This is a genomic window from Sandaracinobacteroides saxicola (genome assembly GCF_014117445.1).
GTDB lineage: Bacteria > Pseudomonadota > Alphaproteobacteria > Sphingomonadales > Sphingomonadaceae > Sandaracinobacteroides_A > Sandaracinobacteroides_A saxicola.
The window spans coordinates 1,720,921-1,747,604 of record NZ_CP059851.1; the positions used below are offsets into that span (position 1 = coordinate 1,720,921).

26 protein-coding genes and 4 tRNA genes are annotated in these 26,684 nt (G+C 65.2%); 17 read left to right on the forward strand and 13 right to left on the reverse strand.

Annotated features, from left to right (window positions below; all coding sequences use genetic code 11):
* Nucleotides 1–88 precede the first annotated feature (88 nt).
* The 3 genes from H3309_RS08575 (at nucleotide 89) to H3309_RS08585 (ending at nucleotide 3,062) form a co-directional block, all read left to right on the forward strand.
* Nucleotides 89–1,336 carry a cystathionine gamma-synthase family protein gene (locus H3309_RS08575; RefSeq protein ID WP_182294334.1) on the forward strand — a complete coding sequence of 416 codons (1,248 nt, stop codon included), beginning with the start codon at nucleotides 89–91 and terminating at the stop codon, nucleotides 1,334–1,336.
* Nucleotides 1,337–1,434: 98 nt separating this feature from the next.
* A complete protein-coding gene (locus H3309_RS08580; protein WP_182298604.1) occupies nucleotides 1,435–2,172 on the forward strand; it encodes a DUF5131 family protein in 738 nt (245 codons plus the stop codon).
* Nucleotides 2,172–3,062, forward strand: a complete 891-nt coding sequence (locus tag H3309_RS08585) for a three-Cys-motif partner protein TcmP (RefSeq protein WP_182294335.1) — start codon at nucleotides 2,172–2,174, stop codon at nucleotides 3,060–3,062. The genes H3309_RS08580 and H3309_RS08585 overlap by 1 nt, the downstream gene beginning before the upstream one ends.
* A gap of 68 nt (nucleotides 3,063–3,130) precedes the next feature.
* Here H3309_RS08585 and H3309_RS08590 read toward each other — a convergent pair whose 3' ends face one another.
* From H3309_RS08590 to H3309_RS08605, 4 genes are all read right to left on the reverse strand, one after another.
* Entirely contained in the window at nucleotides 3,131–3,832 is a 702-nt protein-coding gene (locus tag H3309_RS08590) for a TonB-dependent receptor (RefSeq protein ID WP_182294336.1), read from the reverse strand.
* Nucleotides 3,833–4,257: 425 nt separating this feature from the next.
* A complete protein-coding gene (gene rplL / locus H3309_RS08595) occupies nucleotides 4,258–4,632 on the reverse strand; it encodes a 50S ribosomal protein L7/L12 (RefSeq protein WP_182294337.1) in 375 nt (124 codons plus the stop codon).
* Between the two features lie 20 nt (nucleotides 4,633–4,652).
* Nucleotides 4,653–5,168 carry a 50S ribosomal protein L10 gene (rplJ, locus tag H3309_RS08600; protein WP_182294338.1) on the reverse strand — a complete coding sequence of 172 codons (516 nt, stop codon included), beginning with the start codon at nucleotides 5,166–5,168 and terminating at the stop codon, nucleotides 4,653–4,655.
* 244 nt (nucleotides 5,169–5,412) lie between these two features.
* On the reverse strand, nucleotides 5,413–6,969 hold the full coding sequence (locus tag H3309_RS08605; protein WP_182294339.1) for a MerR family transcriptional regulator: 1,557 nt from the start codon (nucleotides 6,967–6,969) through the stop codon (nucleotides 5,413–5,415).
* A gap of 170 nt (nucleotides 6,970–7,139) precedes the next feature.
* Between H3309_RS08605 and H3309_RS08610 the strand changes: the two genes are divergently transcribed.
* Nucleotides 7,140–7,805, forward strand: coding sequence for a PEPxxWA-CTERM sorting domain-containing protein (locus H3309_RS08610; RefSeq protein ID WP_182294340.1), 666 nt, complete (start codon nucleotides 7,140–7,142; stop codon nucleotides 7,803–7,805).
* Between the two features lie 102 nt (nucleotides 7,806–7,907).
* On the opposite strand, the gene rplA is transcribed toward H3309_RS08610, so the two are convergent.
* From rplA to H3309_RS08640, 6 genes are all read right to left on the reverse strand, one after another.
* Nucleotides 7,908–8,591, reverse strand: coding sequence for a 50S ribosomal protein L1 (rplA, locus tag H3309_RS08615; protein WP_182294341.1), 684 nt, complete (start codon nucleotides 8,589–8,591; stop codon nucleotides 7,908–7,910).
* A gap of 4 nt (nucleotides 8,592–8,595) precedes the next feature.
* Nucleotides 8,596–9,030 (reverse strand): 50S ribosomal protein L11, encoded by a 435-nt coding sequence (gene rplK, locus H3309_RS08620; RefSeq protein WP_182294342.1) that lies wholly within the window; start codon nucleotides 9,028–9,030, stop codon nucleotides 8,596–8,598.
* A 132-nt stretch (nucleotides 9,031–9,162) separates the two neighbouring features.
* Entirely contained in the window at nucleotides 9,163–9,702 is a 540-nt protein-coding gene (gene nusG, locus H3309_RS08625) for a transcription termination/antitermination protein NusG (RefSeq protein ID WP_182294343.1), read from the reverse strand.
* Entirely contained in the window at nucleotides 9,703–9,900 is a 198-nt protein-coding gene (gene secE, locus H3309_RS08630) for a preprotein translocase subunit SecE (protein WP_182294344.1), read from the reverse strand.
* Nucleotides 9,901–10,017: 117 nt separating this feature from the next.
* A tRNA-Trp gene (locus H3309_RS08635) sits at nucleotides 10,018–10,093 on the reverse strand.
* Nucleotides 10,094–10,485: 392 nt separating this feature from the next.
* A tRNA-Gly gene (locus H3309_RS08640) sits at nucleotides 10,486–10,559 on the reverse strand.
* Nucleotides 10,560–10,652: 93 nt separating this feature from the next.
* Between H3309_RS08640 and H3309_RS08645 the strand changes: the two genes are divergently transcribed.
* Nucleotides 10,653–10,738, forward strand: a tRNA-Tyr gene (locus H3309_RS08645).
* 37 nt (nucleotides 10,739–10,775) lie between these two features.
* Nucleotides 10,776–11,543, forward strand: a complete 768-nt coding sequence (gene rlmB / locus H3309_RS08650; protein ID WP_182294345.1) for a 23S rRNA (guanosine(2251)-2'-O)-methyltransferase RlmB — start codon at nucleotides 10,776–10,778, stop codon at nucleotides 11,541–11,543.
* Here the strand turns inward: rlmB and H3309_RS08655 are convergent.
* Together H3309_RS08655 and H3309_RS08660 are read right to left on the reverse strand one after the other, a co-directional pair.
* Nucleotides 11,540–12,913: a glutamate--cysteine ligase gene (locus H3309_RS08655; protein WP_182294346.1), complete on the reverse strand. Its 1,374-nt coding sequence runs from the start codon at nucleotides 12,911–12,913 to the stop codon at nucleotides 11,540–11,542. The genes rlmB and H3309_RS08655 overlap by 4 nt on opposite strands.
* A 53-nt stretch (nucleotides 12,914–12,966) precedes the next feature.
* A complete protein-coding gene (locus H3309_RS08660) occupies nucleotides 12,967–13,680 on the reverse strand; it encodes a 16S rRNA (uracil(1498)-N(3))-methyltransferase (protein WP_182294347.1) in 714 nt (237 codons plus the stop codon).
* Nucleotides 13,681–13,725: 45 nt separating this feature from the next.
* Here H3309_RS08660 and H3309_RS08665 point away from each other — a divergent pair, with 45 nt between their 5' ends.
* The 3 genes from H3309_RS08665 to spt are packed head-to-tail and all read left to right on the forward strand — an operon-like array spanning nucleotide 13,726 to nucleotide 16,107.
* Nucleotides 13,726–14,628, forward strand: coding sequence for an NAD-dependent epimerase/dehydratase family protein (locus H3309_RS08665; protein ID WP_182294348.1), 903 nt, complete (start codon nucleotides 13,726–13,728; stop codon nucleotides 14,626–14,628).
* A 40-nt stretch (nucleotides 14,629–14,668) separates the two neighbouring features.
* Nucleotides 14,669–14,902: an acyl carrier protein gene (locus tag H3309_RS08670; RefSeq protein WP_182294349.1), complete on the forward strand. Its 234-nt coding sequence runs from the start codon at nucleotides 14,669–14,671 to the stop codon at nucleotides 14,900–14,902.
* A 5-nt stretch (nucleotides 14,903–14,907) separates the two neighbouring features.
* Nucleotides 14,908–16,107 carry a serine palmitoyltransferase gene (spt, locus tag H3309_RS08675; protein WP_182294350.1) on the forward strand — a complete coding sequence of 400 codons (1,200 nt, stop codon included), beginning with the start codon at nucleotides 14,908–14,910 and terminating at the stop codon, nucleotides 16,105–16,107.
* A 249-nt stretch (nucleotides 16,108–16,356) separates the two neighbouring features.
* Here spt and H3309_RS08680 read toward each other — a convergent pair whose 3' ends face one another.
* Nucleotides 16,357–17,073 (reverse strand): Crp/Fnr family transcriptional regulator, encoded by a 717-nt coding sequence (locus H3309_RS08680; RefSeq protein WP_182294351.1) that lies wholly within the window; start codon nucleotides 17,071–17,073, stop codon nucleotides 16,357–16,359.
* A gap of 281 nt (nucleotides 17,074–17,354) precedes the next feature.
* Here H3309_RS08680 and H3309_RS17560 point away from each other — a divergent pair, with 281 nt between their 5' ends.
* From H3309_RS17560 to H3309_RS08720, 8 genes are all read left to right on the forward strand, one after another.
* A complete protein-coding gene (locus tag H3309_RS17560) occupies nucleotides 17,355–17,957 on the forward strand; it encodes a PEPxxWA-CTERM sorting domain-containing protein (protein WP_182294352.1) in 603 nt (200 codons plus the stop codon).
* Nucleotides 17,958–18,142: 185 nt separating this feature from the next.
* A complete protein-coding gene (locus tag H3309_RS08690; protein ID WP_207791483.1) occupies nucleotides 18,143–19,102 on the forward strand; it encodes a DUF1214 domain-containing protein in 960 nt (319 codons plus the stop codon).
* A gap of 39 nt (nucleotides 19,103–19,141) precedes the next feature.
* Nucleotides 19,142–20,074, forward strand: a complete 933-nt coding sequence (locus H3309_RS08695; RefSeq protein ID WP_182294354.1) for a transporter — start codon at nucleotides 19,142–19,144, stop codon at nucleotides 20,072–20,074.
* Between the two features lie 142 nt (nucleotides 20,075–20,216).
* Nucleotides 20,217–21,074 (forward strand): DUF3011 domain-containing protein, encoded by an 858-nt coding sequence (locus tag H3309_RS08700; protein ID WP_182294355.1) that lies wholly within the window; start codon nucleotides 20,217–20,219, stop codon nucleotides 21,072–21,074.
* Nucleotides 21,075–21,213: 139 nt separating this feature from the next.
* Nucleotides 21,214–22,773 carry an MFS transporter gene (locus H3309_RS08705; protein ID WP_182294356.1) on the forward strand — a complete coding sequence of 520 codons (1,560 nt, stop codon included), beginning with the start codon at nucleotides 21,214–21,216 and terminating at the stop codon, nucleotides 22,771–22,773.
* Nucleotides 22,774–22,872: 99 nt separating this feature from the next.
* Nucleotides 22,873–23,973 (forward strand): CaiB/BaiF CoA transferase family protein, encoded by a 1,101-nt coding sequence (locus H3309_RS08710; protein WP_182294357.1) that lies wholly within the window; start codon nucleotides 22,873–22,875, stop codon nucleotides 23,971–23,973.
* A gap of 122 nt (nucleotides 23,974–24,095) precedes the next feature.
* The gene (gene lon, locus H3309_RS08715; protein WP_182294358.1) at nucleotides 24,096–26,489 is read left to right on the forward strand and encodes an endopeptidase La; all 2,394 of its coding nucleotides are present in this window, start codon (nucleotides 24,096–24,098) and stop codon (nucleotides 26,487–26,489) included.
* Between the two features lie 105 nt (nucleotides 26,490–26,594).
* A tRNA-Val gene (locus H3309_RS08720) sits at nucleotides 26,595–26,669 on the forward strand.
* Nucleotides 26,670–26,684: the final 15 nt, after the last annotated feature.

The window sequence follows — 26,684 nt, forward strand, 5'->3', positions numbered from 1 at the left end:
TGGATGACACCGCATGTAGGAAATCGCCGGCCCGCTGTCAAACGCCCCCGCACTGGCGGCGCGCCCGCACTGCGGCTAAACCACGCGCATGCAAAAGCCCCGCAAACATAATCTCCGCCCCGCCACCCTCATGATGGGCCATGGCTACGACCCCGCGCTCAGCGAAGGCGCCCTGAAACCCCCCATCTTCCTCACCTCCACCTTCGTCTTCCCCAACGCCGCAGCCGGCAAGCGCCATTTCGAGGGCGTCACCGGCAAACGCCCCGGCGGCGCCGAGGGCCTCGTCTATTCCCGCTTCAACGGCCCCAACCAGGAAATCCTCGAAGACCGCCTCTCCGTCTGGGAGGATGCGGAGGACGCGCTCAGCTTCTCCTCCGGCATGTCGGCGATCGCCACCCTGTTCCTGGCCACCGTCCGCCCCGGCGACGTCATCGTCCACTCCGGGCCGCTCTACGCCGCCACCGAGACCCTCATCGCCCGCGTGCTCGGGCGCTTCGGCGTCCACTTCCTCGATTTCCCCGCCGGCGCCACCCGCGCCGAGATCGACGCCGTCCTTGCCAAGGCCCAGACCGGCCGCGTCGCGCTCATCTATCTCGAATCGCCGGCCAATCCCACCAACGCCCTCGTCGACATCGAAGCCGTCCGCGCGTCGCGCGACGCCATCTTCGGGTCCGGCCCCGATGCGCCCCCCATCGCCATCGACAACACCTTCCTCGGCCCCATCTGGCAGACGCCGCTGGCACATGGCGCGGACCTGGTCGTCTACAGCCTCACCAAATATGCCGGCGGCCACAGCGACCTCGTCGCCGGCGCCGTCCTCGGCGCCAAGCGGCTGATCGACCCGATCCGCGCCATGCGCAACACCATCGGCACCATCACCGATCCGAACACCGCCTGGATGCTGCTGCGCTCCCTCGAAACGCTCGAACTCCGCATGAACCGCGCCGGCGAAAACGCGGCGAAGGTCTGCGCCTACCTCCGCGACCACCCCAGGGTCGAGCATGTCGGCTATCTCGGCTTCCTCGAGGGCGACCGCCAGGCCGACATCTACGCCCGCCACTGCCTCGGCGCCGGCTCCACCTTCTCGCTCTTCCTGAAGGGCGGGGAGGCCGAAGCCTTCCGCTTCCTCGATTCGCTGCGCATCGCCAAGCTCGCCGTCAGCCTCGGCGGCACCGAAACGCTGGCCAGCCACCCCGCGGCGATGACCCACCTCAGCGTCCCCGACGCCCGCAAGGCCGCGCTCGGCATCACCGACAACCTGGTCCGCATCTCCATCGGCGTCGAAGACCCCGACGACCTGATCGCCGACTTCGCCCAAGCGCTTGACGCCTGCTGAAAGTAGTTTGATCGTGGAGACAATCCTAAGTGGCCTTTGAAACAGACTTGTGTTCCACTTTTGTTCCGCTATACAAAGCTAGGTAGGTGAGCTTCACAATGGCAGATGGCAGTGCGATAGAGTGGACGGATGCAACCTGGAACCCTGTTACCGGGTGCACCAAAATCACACGCGGCTGCGAAAATTGTTATGCAGCGCGGTTTGCAGAACGATTTCGCGGCGTGCCTGGACATCCCTTTTCGCGCGGTTTCGATCTGACTCTAAGACCTGACCGGATCAAACAGCCTCTCCAATGGAAGAGGCCGCGTATGATCTTTGTCAATTCAATGAGTGACTTGTTTCACAAGCTTGTGCCAAACGAATTTATTGACCAAGTCTTCGATGCTATGGAAGAGGCTGACTGGCATGTTTATCAACTGTTGACTAAGCGCAGCTCGTTGATGCGAAACTATCTCAATCGTCGCTACGGTGCCCAATCTATGCCTGCGCACATTTGGGTCGGAACCTCGGTCGAAGATGCCCGCGCAAAGGGCCGGATTGACCACCTCCGCGCTGCGCCGCGAGGAGTTCGGTTCTTGTCGATTGAACCTCTGATTGGAGCGCTTGGAACGATCAACCTCAACGGCATTGACTGGGTTATCGTTGGTGGCGAGTCTGGCCCAGGCGCGCGACCAATGCAGCTCGCTTGGGCTCGAGAAGTGCGCGATCAATGCACTGAACAGCAAGTTCCGTTTTTCTTCAAGCAGTGGGGAGGGTTACGTCCCAAGTCTGGCGGGCGTATCCTCGATGGCCGCGAATGGAATGATTTTCCTAAGCAACAGGCGAATGCTGTATAATGGGCACGCCTGCCGAGGTAGGTCCTTGGGCGAGAGAAAAGCTCGACGCCTTGGCGCGATATCTCGACTATTACACAAAAGTGCTTAAAAACCAACCTTGGCGAACAATCTATTTCGACGCCTATGCCGGCGGCGGACAAGCTATAGTTCGCTCTGAACTTACATCAGGAGCATCACTACTATTCCCTGAAGAAGAGACGGACGCAGAAGCACGGCAGCTTATCGATGGCTCTCCACGAGTAGCACTTGGATTGGCCAATCCGTTCGATCGTTACATCTTTGTCGACAATGATGTCAATCGTCATCAGGAACTCGAAGTGTTGCGCAGAGAATGGGGCGACCGCAGGACGATTACCGCCCGCCGCGGCACAGCAACTGATGCCATTGACTGGCTACTTGCCCAAGGCATCGGCCGACAATCGCATCGTGGCGTTGCCTTTCTTGATCCATTCGGAGCAAACTTAGCTTGGTCTGATGTAGCAGCGCTCGCAAGCACCCGGCTGTTTGAAGTCGTTATTAATTTCCCACTCGGTATGGCGATTCAGCGAATGTTGCCGAATACCGGCACCATGCCGCCCAGCTGGGCTGCGCGACTCGATGGCCTCTTCGGCAACCGTGAATGGTATGATGCCGTTTATCAGCCAGAGGGCGGTCTTTTCAGCTCCAAAGAGCCAGCCAAGCGAACGGACTATCATACTCGGCTATTGGGGCTTTACCTTAGCCAACTTGCCGATGCATTCGGCCACGTCTCGCAACCGCGCCTTATCCGAAACAGCCGTGGCGCGCCACTCTACTACCTGATTTGGGCGGGGCCGCACAAAAAGGGGCTGGAAGGCGCAAACTATGTCCTTACGATGGGAGAACGCCTGCCAAAACGGAAAGACGGGTAGCAAGCGCCGAGTATAGATCACGGTAACAATTTACCGTATGGACAACCTATCACCCGGCCTACAACCCCCTACCGCCGGCTCGGCACCACCCGATAGCCATAGCGCACGAACAGCATTACCTCGGTCAGCCCCACCCGCTCGAACTCCACCCGCCGGTCCAGCCCCTCCAGCTCCACGGCATAGCCCTCCCCCATCCGCGCCGCCTGTGCCTTCGCGTCCGCCACCACCCGCTCCAGGATCGCCCCGCGATACTGCCCCGGCTCCACCACCGTCAGCGCCAGGTCATCGTCCGCCACCATCTCGGCCCGTCCCACCAGCGGCACCGATTTCACGAACGCCTCCAGCCGCTCCACCGCCGATTTCGCGTCGGTCGCCCCCGCCAGCCGCGTCTTCAACAGAAATCCCACCCGGCTGGTATCCGCCCGTCCCGCGCCCGACACCGGCAGGTCGCGGTAATTCGCCAGGGTCAGCGGCTCCACCTTCAGCTCGCCGGTGGACAGCTCCACGCCCCGCTTGCCCGCCAGCTCGATCGCCTTCCGCACCATCCCGAAAATCTCGTCATAACGCAGTTTCGAATCGCGCGAATCCGATGTCACCGTCACCGCCAGCACCGCGAAATCCGCCACCCGCCGCACCCCCACCAGCGGCGGCGGCGCCGCCTCCTCCCGTCGCGACGCGGTCACGATGATCTCCTCCGCCTGCTGCGCCGCCACCGGTTCCCCGGTGAACAAACAGGCCACGGCGACGAACAGCAGGATCGAATGTCTCACAATGCGGTGCTCCCCTGGTTGCGGCACAACGCACCACGAAGCCGCCACAACGTCAACGGTCAACGCCAGGTGAAAGAAAGCCCTTGCCAAAAAAGGCGCGTCATGATAACCATATTGGCATCATTGAGTCAGCAGCCACCCCGCGCGACCCGCCCAAAAACCCCGAAATCGCTAAGCCCTTGATTCAGGCTGTCACTTTTTTCGAGCAACCTTCCAAAATCCTACAGCCCCTGCGCGGCCAAGCCGCGCAAACTCGGGCGGTGGGCGAGGCGGAGAGGACGAAAGAAGAAAGACAAGAAAGAACAAAAAAGCGGGCAAAGCCCGCTTGTCGGACGTGTCGGTTGGCCACCGGCCAACCGCACGCCGGCCAGGCACTGCGGCGAGTCCGGGAATAGCGCTGCACGCTATTCCCGGCCGCCTTGGCCTTACTTCAGCTCCACCGTCGCGCCGGCTTCTTCCAGTTGCTTCTTGATCTTCTCGGCATCGGCCTTGTTGATGCCTTCCTTCACCGCCTTCGGCGCCGATTCCACCAGCGTCTTGGCTTCCGTCAGCCCCAGGCCGGTGATGGCGCGGACTTCCTTGATGACGTTGATCTTCTTGCCACCGTCGCCGGTCAGGATCACGTCGAACTCGGTCTTCTCTTCCGCCGCCGGCGCTGCAGCGGCAGCCGGACCAGCAGCCACGGCCACGGCCGCGGCGGCCGAAACGCCCCACTTCTCTTCCAGCATCTTCGACAGTTCCGCCGCTTCCAGCACGGTCAGCGCGGACAGATCTTCCACAATCTTGTTCAGGTCAGCCATTTCAAATCTCCAATTGGTTGTTAAGCGGCTTCTTTTTCGGAATAGGCCGCAATCACTCGGGCAAGCTGGGCAGCCGGCGCATTCGCCAGCTGGGCCAGCTTCGTGGCAGGTGCATTCAACAGGCCGATCAGCTTCGCGCGCAGCTCATCCAGCGACGGCAGTTCGGCAAGCGCCTTCACTCCGTTCACATCCAGCAGCGTCGAACCCATGGCCCCGCCGACGATCTCGAACTTGTCGGTCGTCTTCGCGAACTCGACCGCGATCTTCGCGGCCGCCACCGGGTCCGCCGAAGTCGCAAGCCCCACAGGACCGGTCAGCAAACCGCTGATCTCCTGATAGGGCGTGCCCTCCAGCGCGATGCGGGCGAGCCTGTTCTTCGTCACCTTGAAACTGGCACCGGCCTCGCGCATCCTGTTCCGAAGGTTGGTGACCTGCGCCACCGTCAGCCCATGGTTGCGTGTGATCACAACCACCTGCACTTCAGTCAGAGTCTTCGCAAGACGCTCGACCAGTTCCTTTTTCTGGTTACGATCCATCCTCGTCTCCTCATCCACCGCACCACCCCCATGGTGATGCAGTCAATCCGTACCGAGGGGTGAATCCCAATGCCCTGCTCCGACCGGAGCCAGTGGAAATGGTCTGCTCCCCGTCTCATGCTGGCCCCAATGGCTTAAGCGGTCACCCGCACCAGCAGTCTCGGACGGTTCGCACCCGCAGCATCGCCACGGGCACAGGCGCGGCCAGATACAGGTTCCACCGGGAATTGCAACCCCATCCCCGTCACGCACAGTGGCGCCGCCGGCTCTCGTCCAGCATCTTCACCATCGTCCGCTCGTCCAGCACCGTCAGCCGCCGCACCCGCCGCAGGTCGCCGGCCACCGTCGCCGCCTCGTCAAAGCTGGCGCACGCCTCCCCCTTCGCGCCGGTCAGAACCAGCCCGTCCCCCAGCGCCGCAATCCCCGTCACCAGTCCCCGCGCCGCCTCCACACTGTCCGGATGCCGCCGCAGCCAGGCCCGCCGCGCCGCCACCGAGGCGCGCAATGCCGCCACGCCCGCTGCCCCCTGCCCGTCGCGCACCAGCGCCTGCCCCAGGTCCAGGCGCGTCACCATCACCCAGCGCGCCACCGCGCCGTCGTCCGCGTCCGCCGCCAGCAGCCGCTCCCACCCCACAACCGACGCACGCAAGGGTGCCACCGCCTCCCCCGGCCGCTCCAATGCCAGCAGCGTCGAGCCGACATTCCACTGCTGCCGCAGCAACGCCCAGCGCCAGCGCACATCCGCCTCTGTCGCTGCACACGCCGCCGCCAGCGCCGCCGCCGCCCGATACCCCGCCAGCGCGGCATCGCCCCGTCCGCCATAATAATGCGCCTCCGCCACCAGCTCCTGTGCCTTCAGCTGCACCAACGGCCCCTCCGAACCAGCCGGCCGCGCCCGCGCCACCGGTGTCGCCAGCCGCAGCGCCGCCTGGTCATCCCCGCGCCAGATCGCCAGCCCCGCCTCCGCCAGCGCCGCCCGCCCCGCCAGCGTCGCCGGCAAATCTCCGGCGGCGCGCAACAACGCCACCTGCCCGGCCGCGTCCGCGGACGCCCCCTGCGCCGCCATCAGCTCCGCTCGCGCCACCGCCACCCGCGCCCGCGCCCACCGCGCCGCCTCGCCCGGCAGCCCCTCCAGCAATCCAGCCGCCTGCCTCAGCGATCGCCCCGCGGCCACCGGATCGCTCAGGCTTGGCCGATCCCGCGACCATTGCAGCTCCGCCAGCCGCGCCCATGCCTCCGCGGTCTGCATGCGCAGCGTCGGCGCCGCATTCCCTTCACCCGACACCCGGCCCAACACCGCCACCGCCTCCGCCACCAGCCGCGCGCGCAGCGCGAGCGTCCCCGGCTCCGCCTCCAGACGCTCGTTCATCGCCGCCACCTGCGACGCCGCCAGCGATTGCACCGCCTCCAGCCGCGTCGCCGCCGTCTGTCGCGCATCGGCAAAACGCTGCCACCCGATCAGCCCGCCCACCCCCAGCAGCACAACCGCGCCCGCCAGCAACGCCAGCGTCACCGGCCGGCGCGGCGCAGGCACTGCCGCCGCCTCGATTGCCGCCGGCGGATCGGCCGCCTCCCCCGGTGCCGCACCACGGCCGGCCTTCAACCACGCCACCAGCTCGCTTTCATAGGCATAGACGGGCGCCCTCGCCTCGCCCGGCACCCGGTGCACCGGCAGGCCGCGCGTCTCTTCCCAGCGCTTCACCGTGCGCTCATCCACCCCCAGCCGTCGCGCGATATCCTTCCAGCCACGCAACCGCACCAGCTCGCCAGTCGCACGAACAGGGATGGGATCGCCGGTCATCGCCGCAGCTTAGCCGCCAGGACGGTGTTTTCCAGCCGCCTCTCCCACCAATCTTCGTGGTTAATGCCCTTTCCTGCCCCGATCCGCCCCGACACACCTTGCAGCCCCGTGGGCAAGGGCATGGTCCAATGCGCCGCAGACGATTTGCCGTCGCAACAGGAGGAAATGTCATGTTCAAAGTTCTCGCCGCAACCGTCGGTCTTGCCTTCGCCGCCACGTCAGCCCTCGCCGACGTCTGCTCACCGGATGTCACCATCAGCTACAATATCACCTCGCTCGACTATCCTGTCGACAATGTCATCCACTTCAACATCAGCCCTTGCGGCGCCGGGCGGGGCGGCACGCTGTCCTTCGGTACCGGCAGCACCGGCTTCGGCCTGTGGTATGGCGAGCCCCAGACCAACCTGTTCCTGATGGGCACGGCGCAGGACCTGCCGGGCGACCCCGAAGGCCAGAAGCATATCGTGATCTTCGGCAGCACAGGCTGGGCGGCATCGGCGCAGGACATTGCCTTCGGCACCCTGTTCCCGACGTTCCTTGAAGGACAGCTGATCGCCGCGCTGGAAGACGCCGCCACCGGCAATGGCAGCGAGGCCAGCTATCAACTGATCGACGATTTCTGGTTCAACGCGGCCCTGCCGGGCGGCGTCACGTTCGGCCCCAACGACCGCTTCACCGCAGTTGCCTTTTCCCAGGGCCAGGTCATCGGGCAGGGGTTCGCCGTGCAGACACCGGTCAGCGCCATCCCAGAGCCCGCCACCTGGGCGATGCTGATCGCTGGCTTCGGCATGGTCGGGGTCGCTGCACGCCGAAGGTTCCCTGCAGCGCAAAGATAAATGCTCTGCGCGCCGCCGCAGCGGCATCGCCGTGACAGCATGATCCCAAGAAAAAGGGCCGGAGTCAGCTGACTCCGGCCCGCATTTTCCGTCATGTGCGCCTCAGGCGACGGCAACTTTCACGCCCGGCCCCATCGAGGAGCTGAGCGCCACCTTCTGCACATATTTGCCCTTGGCGCCGGTCGGCTTCGCCTTGACGATGGCGTCGTGGAAGGCGTCGAAATTGGCCTTCAGATCGTCGTTGGAGAAGCTGGCCTTGCCAAGGCCAGCATGGATGATCCCGGCCTTTTCGACACGGAACTCCACTTGGCCGCCCTTGGCGGCCTTCACCGCCTCGGTCACGTTCATCGTCACGGTGCCCAGCTTGGGGTTGGGCATCAGCCCCTTCGGCCCCAGGATCTTGGCGACACGCCCCACCAGACCCATCATGTCCGGCGTCGCGATGCAGCGGTCGAAGGCGATGGTGCCGCCCTGGATGCTCTCCAGCAGGTCTTCCGCACCGACGACATCGGCACCGGCGGCGCTGGCTTCCTCGGCCTTCGCACCACGGGCGAACACCGCCACGCGCACCGTCTTGCCGGTCCCCTTCGGCAGGGTCACCATTCCGCGCACCATCTGGTCGGCATGGCGCGGATCGACGCCCAGGTTGATCGCCACTTCGATGGTCTCATCGAACTTGGCGCTGGCATTCGCCTTCACCAGCGCGATGGCCTCATCGAGCGAATAGAGCTTCTCGCGGTCGACAGTCCCGGCGAGTGCCTTGGCTTTCTTGGTCAGCTTGGCCATCGGATCAGTCCTCCACCACTTCAAGGCCCATGGCGCGCGCCGAGCCTTCGATTGTCTTCATCGCCATGGCGATGTCGTTCGCATTCAGATCGGCCATCTTCGCTTCGGCAATCGCCTGGATCTGGCTCTTCTTGATCTTGGCAACCGGCGCGCCCTTGCCCGGGTTCGTGGAACCCGACTTCAGCCCGGCAGCCTGCTTCAGCAGATAGGACGCCGGCGGCGTCTTGGTGATGAAGGTGAAGCTGCGATCCGCATAGACGGTGATGACAGTGGGGATGGGCATCCCCTTTTCCATTTCCGCCGTCTTGGCGTTGAACGCCTTGCAGAATTCCATGATGTTGACGCCGCGCTGGCCAAGCGCCGGCCCGATCGGCGGGCTGGGGGTCGCGCTGCCGGCTTTCACCTGCAGCTTGATATAGCCTGTAATCTTCTTTGCCATCGTTCACTCCATTTCCGGGGCGTGGGGCTTGCCACCCTGTCCCCGCCGTTTGCAGCCGTGTGGTCCAGACGGCGTCCGGGTTGCCCCGTTCACCTCCCACGAATGTCACGCGCCTGACTGCTTCGCGCGTGTCTATTTGGTCTTTTCGACCTGTTCGAAATCCAGTTCGACCGGCGTGGCACGGCCGAAGATCGACACCGCCACCTTCACCCGGCCGCGCTCATAATCGATCTCCTCGACCAGCCCGGTGAACGACGCGAACGGGCCGTCCAGCACCTTCACGCTGTCGCCGATCTCGAAGCTCACCTTCTTGCGCGCCTTGGGCGCCGCCACCTCGGCCTCGACCTTGGTCGAGAGGATGCGGGCCGCCTCGGCTTCCGAAATCGGCTGCGGCTTGCCGGACGATCCCAGGAAACCCGTCACCTTCGGCGTGTTCTTCACCAGGTGATAGACATCGTCGTTCATGTCCAGCTTGGCCAGAACATAACCAGGGAAGAATTTGCGATCGCTGACATATTTCTTGCCGCGGCGAACCTCGGTGACTTTCTCGGTCGGCACCTCGATCGATTCCACCAGCCGGTCGAGCCCCATGCGGGTTGCTTCCGCCATGATGCTGTCGCGCACCTTGTTCTCGAACCCGCTATAGGCGTGAATAATGTACCAGCGCGCCACTTATGCCCCCAAAGACAGCAGGAATTTGACCGAACGACCCAGCACCTGATCCACCCCCAGGAAGAAGATCGACAGGATCGTGGTCATGATCAGCACCAGGATGGTGGTCTGGATCACCTCCTTGCGCGAAGGCCAGCTGACCTTCGACGTCTCGGCCCGCACCTGACGGACGAATTCTCCCGGACTGACGCGTGCCACCTGACCAACTCCATCCACAGCATCAGCTGCATTTTCACCAAGACTTCAAGCCGGCGCAGCCACCCCAATTTGGGCGGCCAGGCCGGCCTCTAACCTGTTCCCGTCACCCGCCTGCAATGGCAGGAGTGGAGGGACTCGAACCCCCGGCCCTCGGTTTTGGAGACCGATGCTCTACCAACTGAGCTACACTCCTAGGTCGGGAAGGGCGCAATAGGCGCCCGTCCGCCGAGGCGCAAGGTGAAAATTGCGCAGCGATTTTCACCTTGCGCCGAGAGACGGTCCCGACCCGGCCGGCGGGCGAAAGAGCTGGTGAAACCGGGCCTTTCGACCCGTCCGACGAGCAGGCTTTGCCCGCAACCCTTGTCCTTGTTTTTGTTTTCTTCCCGGACTCGGCGGCTTTGCCGACGGCCGGGTGATGGCGGCCGTCGGCAAAGCCGCCGAGTCCGCCGGAGCAGAAGGCAAAAAAAGCCGCGGGCAAAGCCCGCGCGTCGGACACGTCGGGCGTGCAAGCCCGCCCGCGTGCCGGCCGGGCCTGCGGCGAGTCTGCGAGTTAGCGCCACGCGCTAATCGCAGCCGCCTTCGGCCTGGAGCGGGTGAAGGGAATCGAACCCTCGTATTCAGCTTGGAAGGCTGCTGCTCTACCATTGAGCTACACCCGCATCACCACTGCCATAGCGTGGACAGGCGCAAAGAGGCAACCGTTGACAGCCGCGGCAGGATTCGCCATTGCGCCGCCTCCCGCACGGACGTGTGGACAGGTGGCCGAGCGGTCAATGGCAGCAGACTGTAAATCTGCCGGGTTTTCCCTACGTTGGTTCAAATCCAACCCTGTCCACCACCTTCCCTTCCCCTGTACGATGGTCTAGCCGCGCGCCATGTCCCGCCGCCCTCCCCCCCGCCATGGCACGGCCAACCGCGCCGATCCGTCACGTCCGCGCCTTTATGGCCGCCATGCCGTCTATGCCGCGCTCGACAACCCCGTGCGCAAGCTGCGCAAGCTGCACGGCACGCATGAGGAGCTGGCGAAGATCATCATCCCCCAGGGCCTTGCCGTGCAATATGGCGACCCGCACGACCTCGCCCGCCTGATCCCCGCCGACGCGCCGCATCAGGGCCTGGTGCTCGAAGTCGAACCCTTGGAGAGCGTCTATATCGACGAGGTGCTGGACACGCCTTCGCCGGCACATCCCTTGATCGTGCTCGACCAGGTGACCGATCCGCACAATGTCGGCGCCATCATCCGCTCCGCCGCGGCGTTCGGCGCGCGCGCCCTGATCACACAGGACAGGCACGCGCCGCCTGAATCGGGCGCGCTGGCAAAGGCGGCATCGGGCTGCCTCGAAATCCTGCCCTGGGTCCGCGTCACCAACCTCGCCCGCGCCCTCGACCAGATCGCCGAGGCCGGCTTCTGGCGCATCGGCCTGGCAGGCGAGGCGCGCGAAACCCTCTCCGACGCGCTTGGCATCGGCCCCGTCGCCATCGTCATGGGGGCCGAGGGCGAGGGCCTGCGCCCCAATACGGTGCAACATACCGACACGCTCGCGCGGCTGCCGATTGCGCGGACGGTTGAAAGCCTGAATGTCAGCAACGCGGCAGCGATCGCGCTCTACGCTGCCGCTTCGCGGGGCGGCAGGACAGGCTAAAACCGTGCGTCTTCGAAGACGCGGTTGATATCGCCACCCCACACCCCGTTGAACGCCTCCAGATGCCGGTCGGCCAACGTCAGGCCACTGTCAGCAATTTCGTGCAGGGGCTGAAGGAATCCTGCTTCACTGTCGCCCGAACCGTTCAGCCGCGCGCGGCGGTTCAAACCGGCATCGGCGATCGCCAGCACATCCTTCGCCAGCGCCTGCAACGTGCGGCCATCCGGACTGGCTGCCGCCAGCGCCCGTGCCGGCACTTCGTCCCGCAGCCGCTGCTGTGCCTCGATGGTCCAACCTTTCACCAGATCCCACGCCGCATCCAGGGCCTGCTGATCATAAAGCAGCCCCACCCACAATGCCGGCAATGCGCAGATGCGCGATTGCGGCCCGCTGTCGGCACCGCGCATTTCCAGAAAGCTTTTAAGGCGCACTTCCGGGAAAGCGGTTGACAGATGGTCCTTCCAGTCGCCGATGGTTGGCGTCTCTCCCGGCAGCACTGCCAGCCGCCCCGCCATGAAATCCCGGAAGCTCAGGCCGGCGGCATCAATGTAGCGGCCGTCCCGGAAAACGAAATACATCGGCACATCGAGCATATAGTCGGCATAGCGCGCGTATCCGAACCCCTCCTCAAACACGAAGGGCAACATGCCGGTGCGCGCCGGGTCGGTATCCGTCCAGATATGGCTGCGATAGCTGCGATAGCCGTTCGGCCGCCCTTCCGTGAAGGGCGAATTGGCGAACAGCGCGGTTGCCAGCGGTTGCAGCGCCAGGCTGACACGGAACTTCTTCACCATGTCGGCTTCGCTGGAATAATCGAGGTTGGTCTGCACCGTGCAGGTGCGCAGCATCATATCCAGCCCCAACGCGCCGACGCGCGGCATGTGGCGCAGCATGATGGCATAGCGACCTTTGGGCATGATCGGCAGCGTGTCGCGGGGATCGACGGGATTGAAACCAAGGCCGAGAAAACCCAAACCCAGTCTCTCGCCCACCTCCAGGCATTGCTTCAGATGCCGGCCGGTTTCAGCGCAGGTCAGGTGAAGATTTTCCAAAGGCGCGCCCGACAGTTCGAACTGGCCGGCAGGTTCCAAGCTGATGCCGCCATCGGCACCGGCCAGCGCGATCACTCGGCCGTCCTCCAGCACCGGCGTCCAACCATAGGCGGTGAAGGCCTCCAGCAGGTCGCGGACACCGCCGGGTTCGTCATAGCTCGGGGCGCGACGGTCGCTGAGGCGGAACACGAACTTCTCATGCTCGGTACCGATCCGCCAATCGGCAGCAGGTTTTTCGCCCTTGGCAAATACGCTGATCAGGTCGTCCATCCCGCTGACAGGACGGGCATCGCCTGCGACTTCGATCTTGTTGCTCATGGCACGCCCTTATCCCGGTGCCCCAACCGACGCCAGTGTCATCTGAGTGTCACTCAATCACCATGATGGGACTGCCACAACGCCACCGCCGCCACCGCGGCGGTATCCGCCCGCAGGATGCGCGGACCAAGCCCGATGGCGTGCGCCTGCGGCAGCGCCCGGATGGCTTCGCGTTCTTCTGGTGCAAATCCACCCTCTGGGCCGATCAGAATGGCGGCGGGCGGCGGCAACGTCGACAGCGAAGCGGCCGGAGCGCCGCCGCCTTCATCGGCAAAGATCAGGGCGCGGTCAGCCGGCCAGCCTGCCAGAAGGTTAGCGAGCGGGGTCAATTCCCCGAGCGTCGGCAATGCTGTCCGGCCACATTGCTCGGCCGCCTCGATCATATGGGCACGCAATCGCTCGCCATTGACCCGGGTGACCACGGTTCGCCGCGTCTGCACGGGTACCAGCCGTGCCACGCCCAGCTCGCAGGCTTTTTCGGCCACCCAATCCCAGCGAGGTCCCTTGATCGGCGCGACGCAGAGCCAAAGGTCCGCGGGCATCTCCCGCGCCCGCTCCCGTCCCACGACATCGACCTGCACGACACGCTTTGAGCGAACCGCCACCAGGGCGCGAAACTCGCCGCCGATATCGTCGCACAGCAGCATCTGCGCGCCGACATCGAGCCGCAGCACATTCAGCAGATAATGCGCTTGCGCGCCCTCCAGGACGATCGACGAACCGGCGACCAGCGGCGTCTCGACGAACAGGCGGGGAATCTGGCGCATGAGCGGGTGCTAGCATGGCCGCACGGCGCGGCGTAAGGGGCCGCCATGTCGCTTACCATCGCCATCACCGGGGGCACCGGCTTTGTCGGCAGCCATGTGCTCGATGCGGCGCGGGCGGCGGGGCACGGGCTGCGGGCGCTGACGCGGCGCCCGCAGCCGGCGCGGGACGGCGTGGTCTGGGTTTCGGGACTGGCGGAGCTTTGCGACGGCGTCGATGTGCTCGTGCACATCGCCGGGGTGACCAATGCGCGGACAATGGCCGAGTTCGAGGCGGGCAATGCCGGGCTGACGCGGGCGGTGCTGGCAGCTGCGGCGCGGGCCGGGGTTGAGCTGATCGTGCATGTCTCCTCGCTGGCGGCACGGCGGCCGGACCTGTCGGTCTATGGCGCGTCGAAGGCCGCGGCGGAGGCGGTGGTGAGCGCCGGACCGGCGCGTTGGGCGATGCTGCGTCCGCCCGGTGTCTATGGACCGCGCGATACCGAGATGCTGGCGTTGTTCAAGGCGGCCCGCGTCGGGATCGTGCCCGTGCCGGATGCGCGGGGCAGCCTGATCCATGCGGTCGACCTGGCGCAGGCGCTGCTGCGGCTGGCGGAGGACATGGCAGGGCCTGCGCTGGTGGCGGGCCAAGTCTTCGAGATCGATGATGGCGCGGGCGGCCATCACCACAGGGACATTGCCCGTGCCGCCGGCGCGGCGCAGGGACGGCAGCCGATGGTGGTGACAGTGCCGCACTGGGGCCTGCGGGCAGCGGCGGGCGTGGCGACGGCAGCGGCCCGGCTGCGAGGGCGGTTGCCGACACTGAGTTTCGACCGCGCCGGCTATCTGGCACATGACTGGTGCGCGGATGCGGCGCCGCTGAGAGCGGCGGTGCCGTGGACGCCCCGGTTCGCGTTGCGGGAGGGCATGGCGGACACCGCGCGCTGGTACAGCGAGGCAGGGTGGCTGTGAGCGTCCGCACTTCTGCCGCAATCGGCGGGCAACAGGCGGCATGACCGAGATCCTGCCGCGCCTCTATGAGCTGATCGAGCCGTTCAACAAGAAGGGCATCGCGCTTACGCCTTCGACAAGCTTTGCCGACGATCTGGAGCTGGACAGCCTGACGGTGATGGACCTGGTGGCCAACATCGAGGATGAGTGGGACATCAACATGCCCTTGAACCTGCTGCCGGACCTGGAGACGATCGGCCAGCTGGACGAGGCCGTGGGGCGGTTGAAGGCGTGAGCGGCATGGTGCGCAACCATGTCGACCTGCTGGACAAGTTCGACGGTTATCGGGGTGAACATCAGGCGCTGATCGATGCCGGGTTGAATGACCCGTTCGGCGTGGTGATGGAGCGGGTGCTGGGGCCGACGCGCGCGGTGATCCGCGGGCGGGAGACGATCCTGGTCGGCACCTACAACTATATGGGCATGACGTTCGACCCGGACGTGATCGCCGCCGGGGAAGCCGCGCTGCGCGACTTCGGGGCGGGATCGACGGGCAGCCGGGTGCTGAACGGCACCTTTGCCGGCCACATCGGCGTGGAGGACGCGCTGCGCGATTTCTATGGCATGGCGCATGCGATGGTGTTCTCGACCGGCTACCAGGCCAATCTGGGGATCGTCAGCACGCTTACCGGCAAGGGAGATTATATCGTCCTGGACGCCGACAGCCACGCCAGCATCTATGATGGCTGCAAGCTGGGCAATGCCGAAGTCGTGCGGTTCCGCCACAACAACGCCGATGACCTGGACAAAAGGCTGGGGCGGTTGCCGGCCGGGGCGGGAAAGCTGGTCATCCTGGAGGGCGTCTATTCGATGCTGGGCGATGTCGCGCCGCTGCCCGACCTGGTGGCGGCAGCGCGGCGGCACGGCGCGACGGTGATGGTGGACGAGGCCCATGCCATGGGCTTTTTCGGCGAGCATGGCCGGGGCGTGTATGAGGAACAGGGGGTGGCCGACGACGTCGATTTCGTGGTCGGCACCTTCAGCAAGTCGGTCGGCACGGTCGGCGGCTTCTGCGTTTCCAACCATCCGAAGTTCGAGATTTTGCGGCTGGTGTGCAATCCCTATCGCTTCACCGCCAGCCTGCCGCCGGCGGTGGTGGCGTGCGCGGAGGCGAGCATCCGCAAGCTGATGACCGCACGCGAGAAGCGGGAGCGGCTGTGGGCGAACAGCCGGGCGCTGCATGCCGGGCTGGTCGCGGCCGGGTTCCGGATGGCGACGGAACATTGCGAGAGCGCGATCATCGCCGTGCTGATGCCCGACCAGGAAAGCACCGCCGCGATGTGGAGCCGCCTGCTCGACCTTGGCATCTATTGCAACATGAGCCGGCCACCGGCGACTCCGGCGGGTGTTTACCTGCTGCGCTGTTCACTGAGCGCGGAACACAGCATCGGCGAGGTGGAGACGATCGTTGACAGGTTTGTGACGGCGCGCGCGATGTAATTTTGTTGCCGGACCGAAATCTTGACGAATTTTCAATTTTTGTTTTTCCTGGCGTTGTTTTTGCTACGATAAATTGCCTGATCGTGCTCTTTTCCCGACACGCCGCCCAGCGGCTGTTCTGCGACTGGATGACGATATGTGTCGCTGACGCAATATTTTTACCGCCAGATCAGATCAAGTGGACTTTATTGCCATATTGGTTATCACAGGGTCGGCCATTTTGCAAGTGTTTTCGCATGGCGCGGCTGTTCAGCCCTGCTCCCGCTCCACGATGGCACGCAGGCCGCGCCGGTCGAGAATGGCGATGCTGCCGTATCGCGCGTCGATCAGCCCGGCTTCCTCGAAGGCGCGGATATGTTTGCCCACCGTGTTTCGGCTGAGCGCCGCGGCGCCGGCCAATTGTTCGTGGGTGCACAGGAAGCTGGCCGGCGGATCGACCTTGAACAGCCGGTGCCGCCAGCCGCCCAGGCGCAGGATGGTGGCGGCCACCCGACGCACGCTGCTGCTGATCAGCAGGTCCGAGTGCGCTCCTGCGGTGGTGGTGAAGATCTCGGTCATGCCGATCATCATGCATTGCCACTCCGCCGGATGTTCGGCCAGCCGCGCCAGCAACGCCGGCCGCCGCAACGCGCCGAACAGGGAATCGCCATAGGCCGTCGCCGACCCCATGCGCTTTCCGTTCATCACAGGCGCCTGCCCCCACCAGCTTCCGGGCAGACCGAAATGGCCGATGCCGATATCGGCGGCGCTGATGCCCGACACGAACATCATCTGGCCGGACCCCACGCAGTAAAGCGCGCCTTCAGTGTCGCCGGCATGGGTGATGCCACTGCCCGCGGGATAGCGGCGCCATTCGAGCCGCTCGACCATCCAGAGGCGGAAGGGCGCCGGACAGGCGGCAAGCCAGCCCTGCCGCGAGACGACATCGACAGCCGCCTCGATTGCAGCAGAACCTTCCCCGGACATGCCCCACTATGCCCGAGTATCGGCGGAAAAGCAATTGACCAAATCTTGTCATTCTCACGAGAAAGATTCGTCTAAGCCGCGATTCACAAGTAATGCGTCACAGAATTGGCTAGAACGATGACAAAATCACAATCAATCACGACAATCGTGGCGCATACGAATGCGCTACCTTCATCTATTCCTAAAGGCTCACGCTTGTCCATGGATATCTTGATCGATATTCAAGTGGGATGCTGTGGAGAGTGTGGCAAGATCACTTTGCCGTCGTCGAGTTGCCTGCCATGATCGCGCAGGCCTCACTGAAGCAGCTATGCGTGCTGCTGGCCGCGGGCGGCATCGGCGCCGGGACGACGGTTGCCGTGCAGACAGTTGCGCCACGGCCAAAACCGGCTGTCGTCAAAACTGCCGCGGCACCGATGTCCCGGATCAACCCGGCGGCGCAACAGAAGGTGAGCCTTGCGCAGAAGCCGGTCAATTTCACGCCCGCCAAGCTGGAGCTGGCCGATGATGGCTGTTCCAGCCAGGACGCGGCGCTTGCCCAGCTGTCGCGCTTGCAGCCGGTCACACCGCCGGATGGGACCAGGATTGCCGGACTGTCGCTGCCCATCGCCGCCGCGGTTCCCGGCACCAATGGCGTGGCGCCGCCGTCGCCCTTCAACCCCGGTGGCGGGATCGGTGGCGGGATCAGCGGTGGTGGGGGCGGAAGCGGGAGCACAAGCTCGCCGTCAGGCATCGGCTCGCCCGGCGAGCGGGCCAAGGGGCCAGTCGAGATGCCGACGGTGCCCATGGTGCCGGCGGTGCCGGAGCCGCAGGTCTGGGCGCTGATGATCATCGGCTATGGCCTGGTCGGCTGGATGGTCCGGAAACGCCTGGTGGCGGCCTAACCGATACGCGGTTGTCCGTCATCGACGGCAATGCATCCGTATTCATTACGTGCTGATTGACCAGAATTTGTCAATTCGGAACTTCATGTTGTTTTAGGCGGCAGCACGAAAATATTCCCTCAGGGATCGGTCAAGAAATGACGAACATGCAAAGCTGCACGGCCATCCTGTTGGCGGCAAACCTGATGAGCATGCCTGTCGGGGCAGCGGAAACCGTGACCATCGACAATTTCATCAGGGCGGAAACACATTTCTACATGGCGGGGCAGGTGGCAAGCGGCTGTTTTGCCAAGCTCTGCCATCAGGCGCGCACCCCGCCGGTGGACAATCAGCCGGTGATCCGGATCAACCGGGACACGCTCTACAGCCAGGGGGTGTTCGACCTGTCGACGCCGCTGACCATCACCATGCCCGATGCCGGCAAACGCTATCAGATGCTGAGCGTGATCAACGAAGATCACCTGATCCGGCACGTATCCTACACCGCGGGACCCGTGACGTTGACGCGCGAAATGGTGGGCAGCCGCTATGCCTTCGTCATCGTGCGCACCTTCGTGCAGCCGAACAATGCCGCGGACGCCAGGGCGGTGGCGGCGTTGCAGGCGGGGATCGGTGTGGCGCAGGCCAGCCCCGGCGCCTTCGAGGTTCCCGAGTGGAACCAGGACCAGCGCGCCGCGCTGCGCAGCGCCCTGTTGGGCGTGGGCCGCTTCATGCCGGATTCGCGGCGCACCTTCGGTGATGCCGGCGACACCGATCCGGTGCGGCGGCTGGTCGGCACGGCCGGCGGCTGGGGCGGCATCGCCGAGCGCGATGCCATCTATCTGAACGAACGGGTCGCCAACAACGACGGTGTCCAGCCCTATGTGCTGACGGTGGGCAAGGTTCCGGTCGATGCCTTCTGGTCGGTCACGGTGTACAACGCCAAGGGCTTTTACGAAGGGCCGGAGACCGCGATTTCGCTGAACAATGTCAGCGCGCGGCAGAATGAGGACGGTACCACGACCATCCGCTTCGGCGGCGATCCGCGCGCGCCCAATGCGCTGCGCATCATGCCGGGCTGGAACTATACCGTGCGGCTGTATCGGCCGCGCCCGGAAATCCTTGACGGCCGCTGGCGCTTTCCCGCGGCCAAACCCGCGGGCTGAGGCCGGCCCCTCCCCTCTTTGACCACGAAAGATTGTTCGATGCGTTTACCCCTGTTCCTTTCCCTCGCCGCGATCCTGTCGGCCACCCCGGCATTGGCGGTCGATGACGGTCCGCGCGCCTATTTCCCGCTGCCGACGGGCACCAGCACCATCAACCTGATGGGCATTTTCCAGGCGTCCAACAGCTCGGTCGATGCCGTGACCGCGGTGAAGGGCGCGAAGGTGAATGTCGACGTCGGCGTGCTGCAGGTTTCGCGCACCTTCGATGTCGGCGGCAATGCGGCCGGCCTATTCGCGGTGATGCCATTCGGCGAGGTGCGGGGCGAGGCGACGCTCGCCGGTCCTTTCGGCAATGAGTTTGTCCGGCGCACATCGAGCGGCGGGCTGGGCGACATCAGCATCGCCGGCGTGCTGGGCATCGTGGGGTCGCCGGCGCTGACGCGCCCGCAATATGTCCGCCATGTGCCGGGCTTCTCTTTGGGCGCGTTGCTGATGGTGACGGCGCCGACCGGCGAATATGATCGTGCCAAGCTGATCAACCTGGGCACCAACCGCTGGTCGTTCCGGATCGGCGCGCCGATGGGGTGGGCGCTGGGCGGATCCTACCTCTCGCCCGAGCTGACGACGATCGAGGTCGTGCCGAGCGTGACCTTCTATACGGTGAACGATGCGCCGTTCCGGGCCGGGCGGCGGTCCCAGGCGGCGCTGTTCCGGGTGGAGGGGCATGTGACGCATAATTTCAGCCGCGCCTTCTGGGCCTCGCTGGACCTGACCGGCAACAGCGGCGGCGCGACGACGACCGATGGCCTGGCCGACCGCAACACCAGGACCTGGATGGGGGCGGGCATCACCGCGGGGATGAATTTCTCGCCGGCGTTCGGCGTGACGGCGACCTATGGCGGCGTGATCGCGGGCAACAGCAATGCGCCCGACGGCGACGGTTTCCGGGTCAACCTTCGATACAGTTTTTGAGCATGATCGCGGCGAGCCTTTGCCTGATGGGCAAGATGATGGGCGCACCGGACCGACGGCGGGATCATGGTGAGACCGGCGTTGGGTTTTCGCCCGTCAGGCAAAGGCTCGCCGTGATGGCGGACAGGCAAAGGGGAAGTTCATGCGCAATGCGATCATCATGGCGGCCAGTGTGGCGATCCTGCTGAACCCGGTTTCGGTGGCGGCGCAATATGCCCGGCCCGAGACGCGCCCGGCGCCACGGCCAGAGCCCGAACCGGTGCGGCCGCTGCGTGACCGCGCCGCGCCGGGTGGCAGCAGCGCGCCGGCCGGCGGCGTGTGGGCGGGGGCCACGATCCGCTGCGAAAGCCGCAACAATGGCCGCCGCGAGTGCAGCGCCGACACGCGCGGCGGCGTGCGGCTGGTGCGGCAGCTGAGCGATGCCGCCTGCCGCGAGCATCGCACCTGGGGCACGACCGGCAACGCGATCTGGGTGGACAATGGCTGCCGCGGCGAATTCCAGACGCGCTATGGCGGCGGTGGGCATGGCGGCCATGTGGTGGTGGAAAACAGCAGCAGCGGGCCATCGACCGCGGCGATCATCGGCGGTGTGGCGGTGGCGGGCGGGCTGATCGCCCTTCTGGCCAAGCCGTCCAAGGGCAGCAAGCCGGCGCCGGCTCCGCCGCCCGCGCAGCCCGGCCAGCCGCAGCCGGTTGCGCCGCCACCCGCCCCCGCCCTGCCGGCGGCGCCGGCCGGGCCGGCGAAAATCAGCGCATCCTTGGGCGGCGTGACTCCTGATGCGCGACCGGCGCTGGGCATGTGCCTGAATGACGCCGCGCGGCAGATCGGCGCGACCGGGGGCAGCGAGATCAAGCTGGACCGGCTGGACGATGTGGCGCCGGGCAATGGCGGGTTCCGGTTCCGGATGATGCTGGTGGGTATCTACCCCGACAAGCCGCGCGTCATCCCAACCTTCTGCCGGGCGACGCCGACGAAGGTCGTGGAGCTGACCTTCGGCTGAGCGGGTCGCGCTTCGTTCGCCGGCCGGAGCGAAGCCCACCCCCGCTCGCGTTCCGCGAGTCGCCCCTCCCCTGAAGGGGAGGGGTGTGGCCTTGCCCAGCGACACCGCAGCGCGTAACGTCCTGGAAACAGGAGGGTGCATGGGGGAGAATGCGAAGCGCGACCGGCTGGTGATCACGGCGTCGTCCCTGGGCACCGTGTTCGAATGGTATGACTTCTTCCTGTACGGCATCCTGGCGGCGCTGATCGGGAAGCTGTTCTTTCCCGGCGACAATCCGACCGCGGCGCTGCTGGCGAGCCTGGCGACCTTTGGCGCCGGCTTCGGGGTGCGGCCGCTGGGGGCGCTGCTGTTCGGCTATTATGGCGACCGGATCGGGCGGAAATACACGTTTCTGGTGACGATCACGCTGATGGGCGGGGCGACGGCGGCGATCGGCTTCCTGCCGACCTATGCCCAGGCCGGGCTGTGGGCCCCTGCCCTGCTGCTGTTGCTGCGGCTGTTGCAGGGGCTGGCGCTGGGCGGCGAATATGGCGGGGCGGCGATCTATGTGGCCGAGCATGCGCCGCCGGGGAAGCGCGGACAATATACCAGCTGGATCCAGGTGTCGGTGCCGACCGGTTTCCTGCTGTGCGTGGTGGTGGTGCTGACCACCCGGCACAGCATGACGACGGAAGAGTTCGAGGCCTGGGGGTGGCGCATTCCGTTCCTGCTGAGCATCCTGATGCTGGCGATTTCGATCTTCATCCGGTTGAAGCTGGCGGAATCGCCGGTGTTCCAGGCGATGAAGGCGGCGGGCACGACGTCGAAAAATCCGATCATGGATTCGATCCGGGCACCGGGCAATCTGGGGCGGGTGGCGGTGAGCCTGTTCGGCGTGGCGGCGGGGCTGACGGTGATCTATTACACCAGCCAGTTCGGCACGCTGTATTTCCTGACCGGCACGGCGCGGGTGGGGGAAGAGGAGGCGCTGCTGTATCTGGCGATCGGCGCCTTCATGGCGATCCCGCTCTATGTCGGATTCGGGGTGCTTTCCGACCGGTTCGGGCGCAAGCGCCTGTTATTGCTGGGCTATGCGCTGGCGATGCTGCTGGTGTTCCCGCTGTTCCGGATGATGGCGGACGGCGCCAACCCGGCATTGGCGCGGGCGGTGGCGGCAAGCCCGGTGAGCATCGAGCTGCCGGAATGCGATTATAACCCGTTCGTGAAACCGGCGACCGACTGCGCCCGGGGGCTGGAGTTCCTGACCAAGCGCGGGATCAGCTATGCCAAGGTGCCGGCCGATGCGGTCGCGCTGAAGGTGGGCGACGCGACGGTGCGGGGGTTCGACAAGGAGGCGTGGACGGCGGCGCTGGTGGCGGCGGGCTATCCGGACAAGGCCGATCCGAACGAGAAGCAGCGCTGGAAGATCATCCTGGCGGTGGCGGCGATGGTGGCGCTCTCTGCGATGACCTATGGGCAAGTCGCCGCAATCTTCGTGGAGATGTTCCCGGCACGCATCCGCTATACCAGCATGAGCGTGCCCTATCATATCGGCACGGGTTATTTCGGTGGGTTTCTGCCGTTCATCCAGCAGCTGATCGTGGTGCAGACGGGCAACGCCTATTCGGGTCTGTGGTACACGGTGGGGGTGGTGGCGATGGCGTTCGTGGTGACGCTGATCTGGCTGCCGGAGACGAAGGACGTGGATATCACGAAGTAGGGCTGGTGGGGAAAGTGTCGCTCGCCTGCGGCTCGCACCCACCCCCTACCCCTCCCTTCTCCGCTGCGCGGGAGGGAGGGGAGTAGCAAAGGAGAACCTATGGGACCGCTGGAGGGTGTGAAGGTTCTGGACCTGAGCCAGATCGTGTCGGGGCCGATGGCGGCGGCGATGCTGGGGGATCAGGGGGCCGAGGTGATCAAGCTGGAGAGCCCTGGCGGCGATCCGGTGCGGACGGTGGGCGCGCGCAAGGGCAATATGAGCGCGATCTTCATCAGCGTGAACCGGGGCAAGAAGGGGCGGACGCTCGATCTGAAGAATCCCGCCGATCATGCTGAATTCGAACGATTGGTGGCGTGGGCGGATGTGCTCATCGAGAATTTCCGGCCGGGTGCGATGGAGCGGCTGGGCTATGGCTATGCGCGTTGTGCCGCGATCAACCCGCGGCTGATCTATGCCTCGATCACCGGCTTCGGCGCCGATGGGCCGTACGCCAACCTGCGGGCCTATGACCCCGTGGTGCAGGCGGCGAGCGGCATTGCGGCCTCTCAGGCAGGCGCGGATGGCAACCCGGCGCTGGTGCAGAGCCTGGTGGCGGACAAGGTCACGGCGCTGACCATGGCGCAGGCGATCACGGCGGCGCTGTTCGCGCGGGAGCGCAGCGGCGTGGGCCAGCATGTGCAGGTGGCGATGCTGGACGCGGCGCTCGCCTTCAACTGGCCGGAGAGCATGTACAACCATGCCTTCGTCGAACCCGCCGATCCATTCCCGGAATATGGCACATTGACCCGGCTGTGGCCGGCGAAGGACGGGTTCGTCAGCATGGCCGCCATCCAGGACAGCGAGTTCGCGGCGATGTGCGAGGCACTGGGGCATCCCGAGAGCCTGTCCGACCCGGCCTATGCCACGATGGCCGGGCGGTTCGGCAATCTGGCGCGGCTGCTGCCGGCCATGGCCGCCGAGGTGGGCAGGCGCACGCGCGCCGAGCTGATGGCCGGGTTCGTCGCGGCCGGCGCGGTGGGATGCACCGCCAACAGTCGTGCCGAAGTGCTGGCGGACCCGCAGGTCCGGCATAACGAGCTGATCGTCGAGGTGGACCAGGGGGCGCATGGGCCGGTCAGGGTGGTGCGTCACGCCGCGAGGTTCAGCGCCACGCCGGCCCGGTCGCCCACGCCTGCGCCGCTGCTGGGCGAGCATAATTAACCAAGGTCAACAATTGCAGCGCTTCGGGCGAACGCCCATATGGGATGCTCATCGTTGTTGTCGCGCATCCTTACTGAAAAACCGGCCGCCACTTTCCGGGATGCGCTTATCGGAGTGACTGAATGACCACCACCCTGCCCGTCCTGCCCCTTCGTGACATCGTTGTCTTTCCGCAGATGATCGTGCCGCTTTTCGTCGGGCGCGAGAAGAGCGTGAAGGCGCTGGAAGCGGTGATGACGACCGACAAGTCGATCTTCCTGCTGTCCCAGCTCGACCCGGCGAACGAGGATCCGGGCAGCGATGATCTTTATGACGTGGGCACGCTGGCAACGGTGTTGCAGCTGTTGAAGCTGCCCGATGGCACGGTGAAGGTGCTGGTGGAGGGGCAGCAACGGGCACGACGGCTGCGCCTGGAAGATGGCGAGCATCTGGCGGCCGAAGTCGAGATGCTGGAGGATGTGCCGCCGGAGGGCGCGGAGGCCGAGGCCTTGCTGCGCAGCGCGGTGAAGCAGTTCGAGACCTATGTGAAGTCCTCGAAGAAGGCCGGGCCGGACATCAGCGCGCAGATCGCCGCCATCGATGACGCCGGGCGCTTCGCCGATACCGTCGCCGCCAATCTGAACCTGAAGATCGCCGACAAGCAGGCGCTGCTCTCTGAACTGAATGTCGCGCGCCGGCTGGAACTGGTGTTCGGCTTCATGGAAGGCGAGATGGGGGTGATGCAGGTCGAGAAGAAGATCAAGACCCGCGTCAAGCGCCAGATGGAGAAGACCCAGCGCGAATATTATCTGAACGAGCAGCTGAAGGCGATCCAGCGCGAGCTGGGTGACCAGGACGATGGCGGCAATGAAGTGGCGGAATATGAAACGCTGCTGAAGAAGGTGAAGCTGTCCAAGGAAGCCCGCGAAAAGGCCGTTGCCGAGATCAAGAAGCTGAAGACCATGTCGCCGATGTCGGCCGAGGCGACCGTCGTGCGCAACTGGCTGGACGTGCTGTTCGCGCTGCCGTGGGGCAAGGCGAGCAAGGTGAAGCGCGACATCGTGGCGGCGCAGGCGGTGCTGGATGCCGACCATTTCGGGCTGGAGAAGGTGAAGGAGCGCATCGTCGAATATCTGGCGGTGCAGGCGCGCACGGCGAAGATCAGGGGGCCGATCCTGTGCCTGGTGGGCCCGCCGGGCGTGGGCAAGACCTCGCTTGGCCGCAGCATCGCCAAGGCGACCGGGCGGGAATTCATCCGCCAGTCGCTGGGCGGCGTGCGCGACGAGGCGGAAATCCGTGGCCACCGGCGCACCTACATCGGCTCGCTGCCTGGCAAGATCATCCAGAACCTGAAAAAGGCCGGCGCCAACAACCCGCTGTTCCTGCTGGATGAAATCGACAAGCTGGGGCAGGATTTCCGCGGCGATCCCTCCTCCGCGCTGCTGGAGGTGCTGGACCCGGAACAGAACAGCAAGTTCAACGACCATTATCTGGAGGTCGATTTCGACCTTTCCAACGTGATGTTCGTGACCACGGCGAACAGCTACAACATGCCGCAGCCGCTGCTTGACCGCATGGAGATCATCAGCCTGTCGGGCTATACCGAGGATGAGAAGGTCGAGATCGCGACGCGCCACCTGCTGCCCAAGACCATCGGCGAACATGGGCTGAAGCCCGCCGAGTTCGCAGTGGAGGAAGCGGCGCTGCGCGACCTGATCCGTTACTACACGCGCGAGGCCGGCGTGCGGACACTGGAACGCGAACTTGCCAAGCTGGCGCGCAAGTCCTTGCGGCGCATCCTGGAGAAAAAGGCCGAGAGCGTGACCGTGACGCGGGACAATCTGCACGAGTTCGCCGGCACGCAGAAGTTCCGTTTTGGCATTTCCGAAACCGAGGACCAGATCGGCGCCGTGACCGGTCTCGCCTGGACCAGCGTGGGCGGCGACCTTTTGACCATCGAATCCGTCACCATCCCCGGCAAGGGGGTGATCAAGACCACCGGCAAGCTGGGCGATGTGATGAACGAGAGCATCGCCGCGGCGCTGAGCTTCGCCAAGGCGCGGGCCGTGGCCTATGGCATCCAGCCGACGCTGTTCAGCAAGAAGGACATCCACGTCCATGTGCCCGAGGGCGCGACGCCGAAGGACGGGCCGAGCGCGGGGATCGCGATGGTGACGTCGATCATCTCCACCCTGACCGCGAACCCGGTCAATCGGGAGGTGGCGATGACTGGCGAAGTGACGCTGCGCGGCCGGGTGCTGCCGATCGGCGGGTTGAAGGAGAAATTGCTGGCGGCGCTGCGCGGCGGCATCAAGACCGTGCTGATCCCGGCGGAGAATGAGAAGGACCTGGCCGACATTCCGGAGAATGTGAAGGCCGGGCTGACCATCATTCCCGTGAGCCATGTGGACGAGGTGCTGAAAGTGGCGCTGACCCGCCCGCTGGTGCCGATCGACTGGACCGATCCCGACGAGCTGGCGGCGGCGCCGGTGACCGTACAGGTGGAAGCGGTGACGACGCCGGCGGTGACGCATTGATGCTGGTTGACAGGGCGGGGCCGCTGGCTTAACCGGCGGCTCCTTTCGGGTGCATTCGGAAAAGTGTGAAGCGGTTTTCCGGCCGAATGCACCGCAACAAAGATCGGGCGCGTAGCTCAGCGGTAGAGCACTGCTTTCACACGGCAGGGGTCACAGGTTCAATCCCTGTCGCGCCCACCATCCCCTTCCCGCACG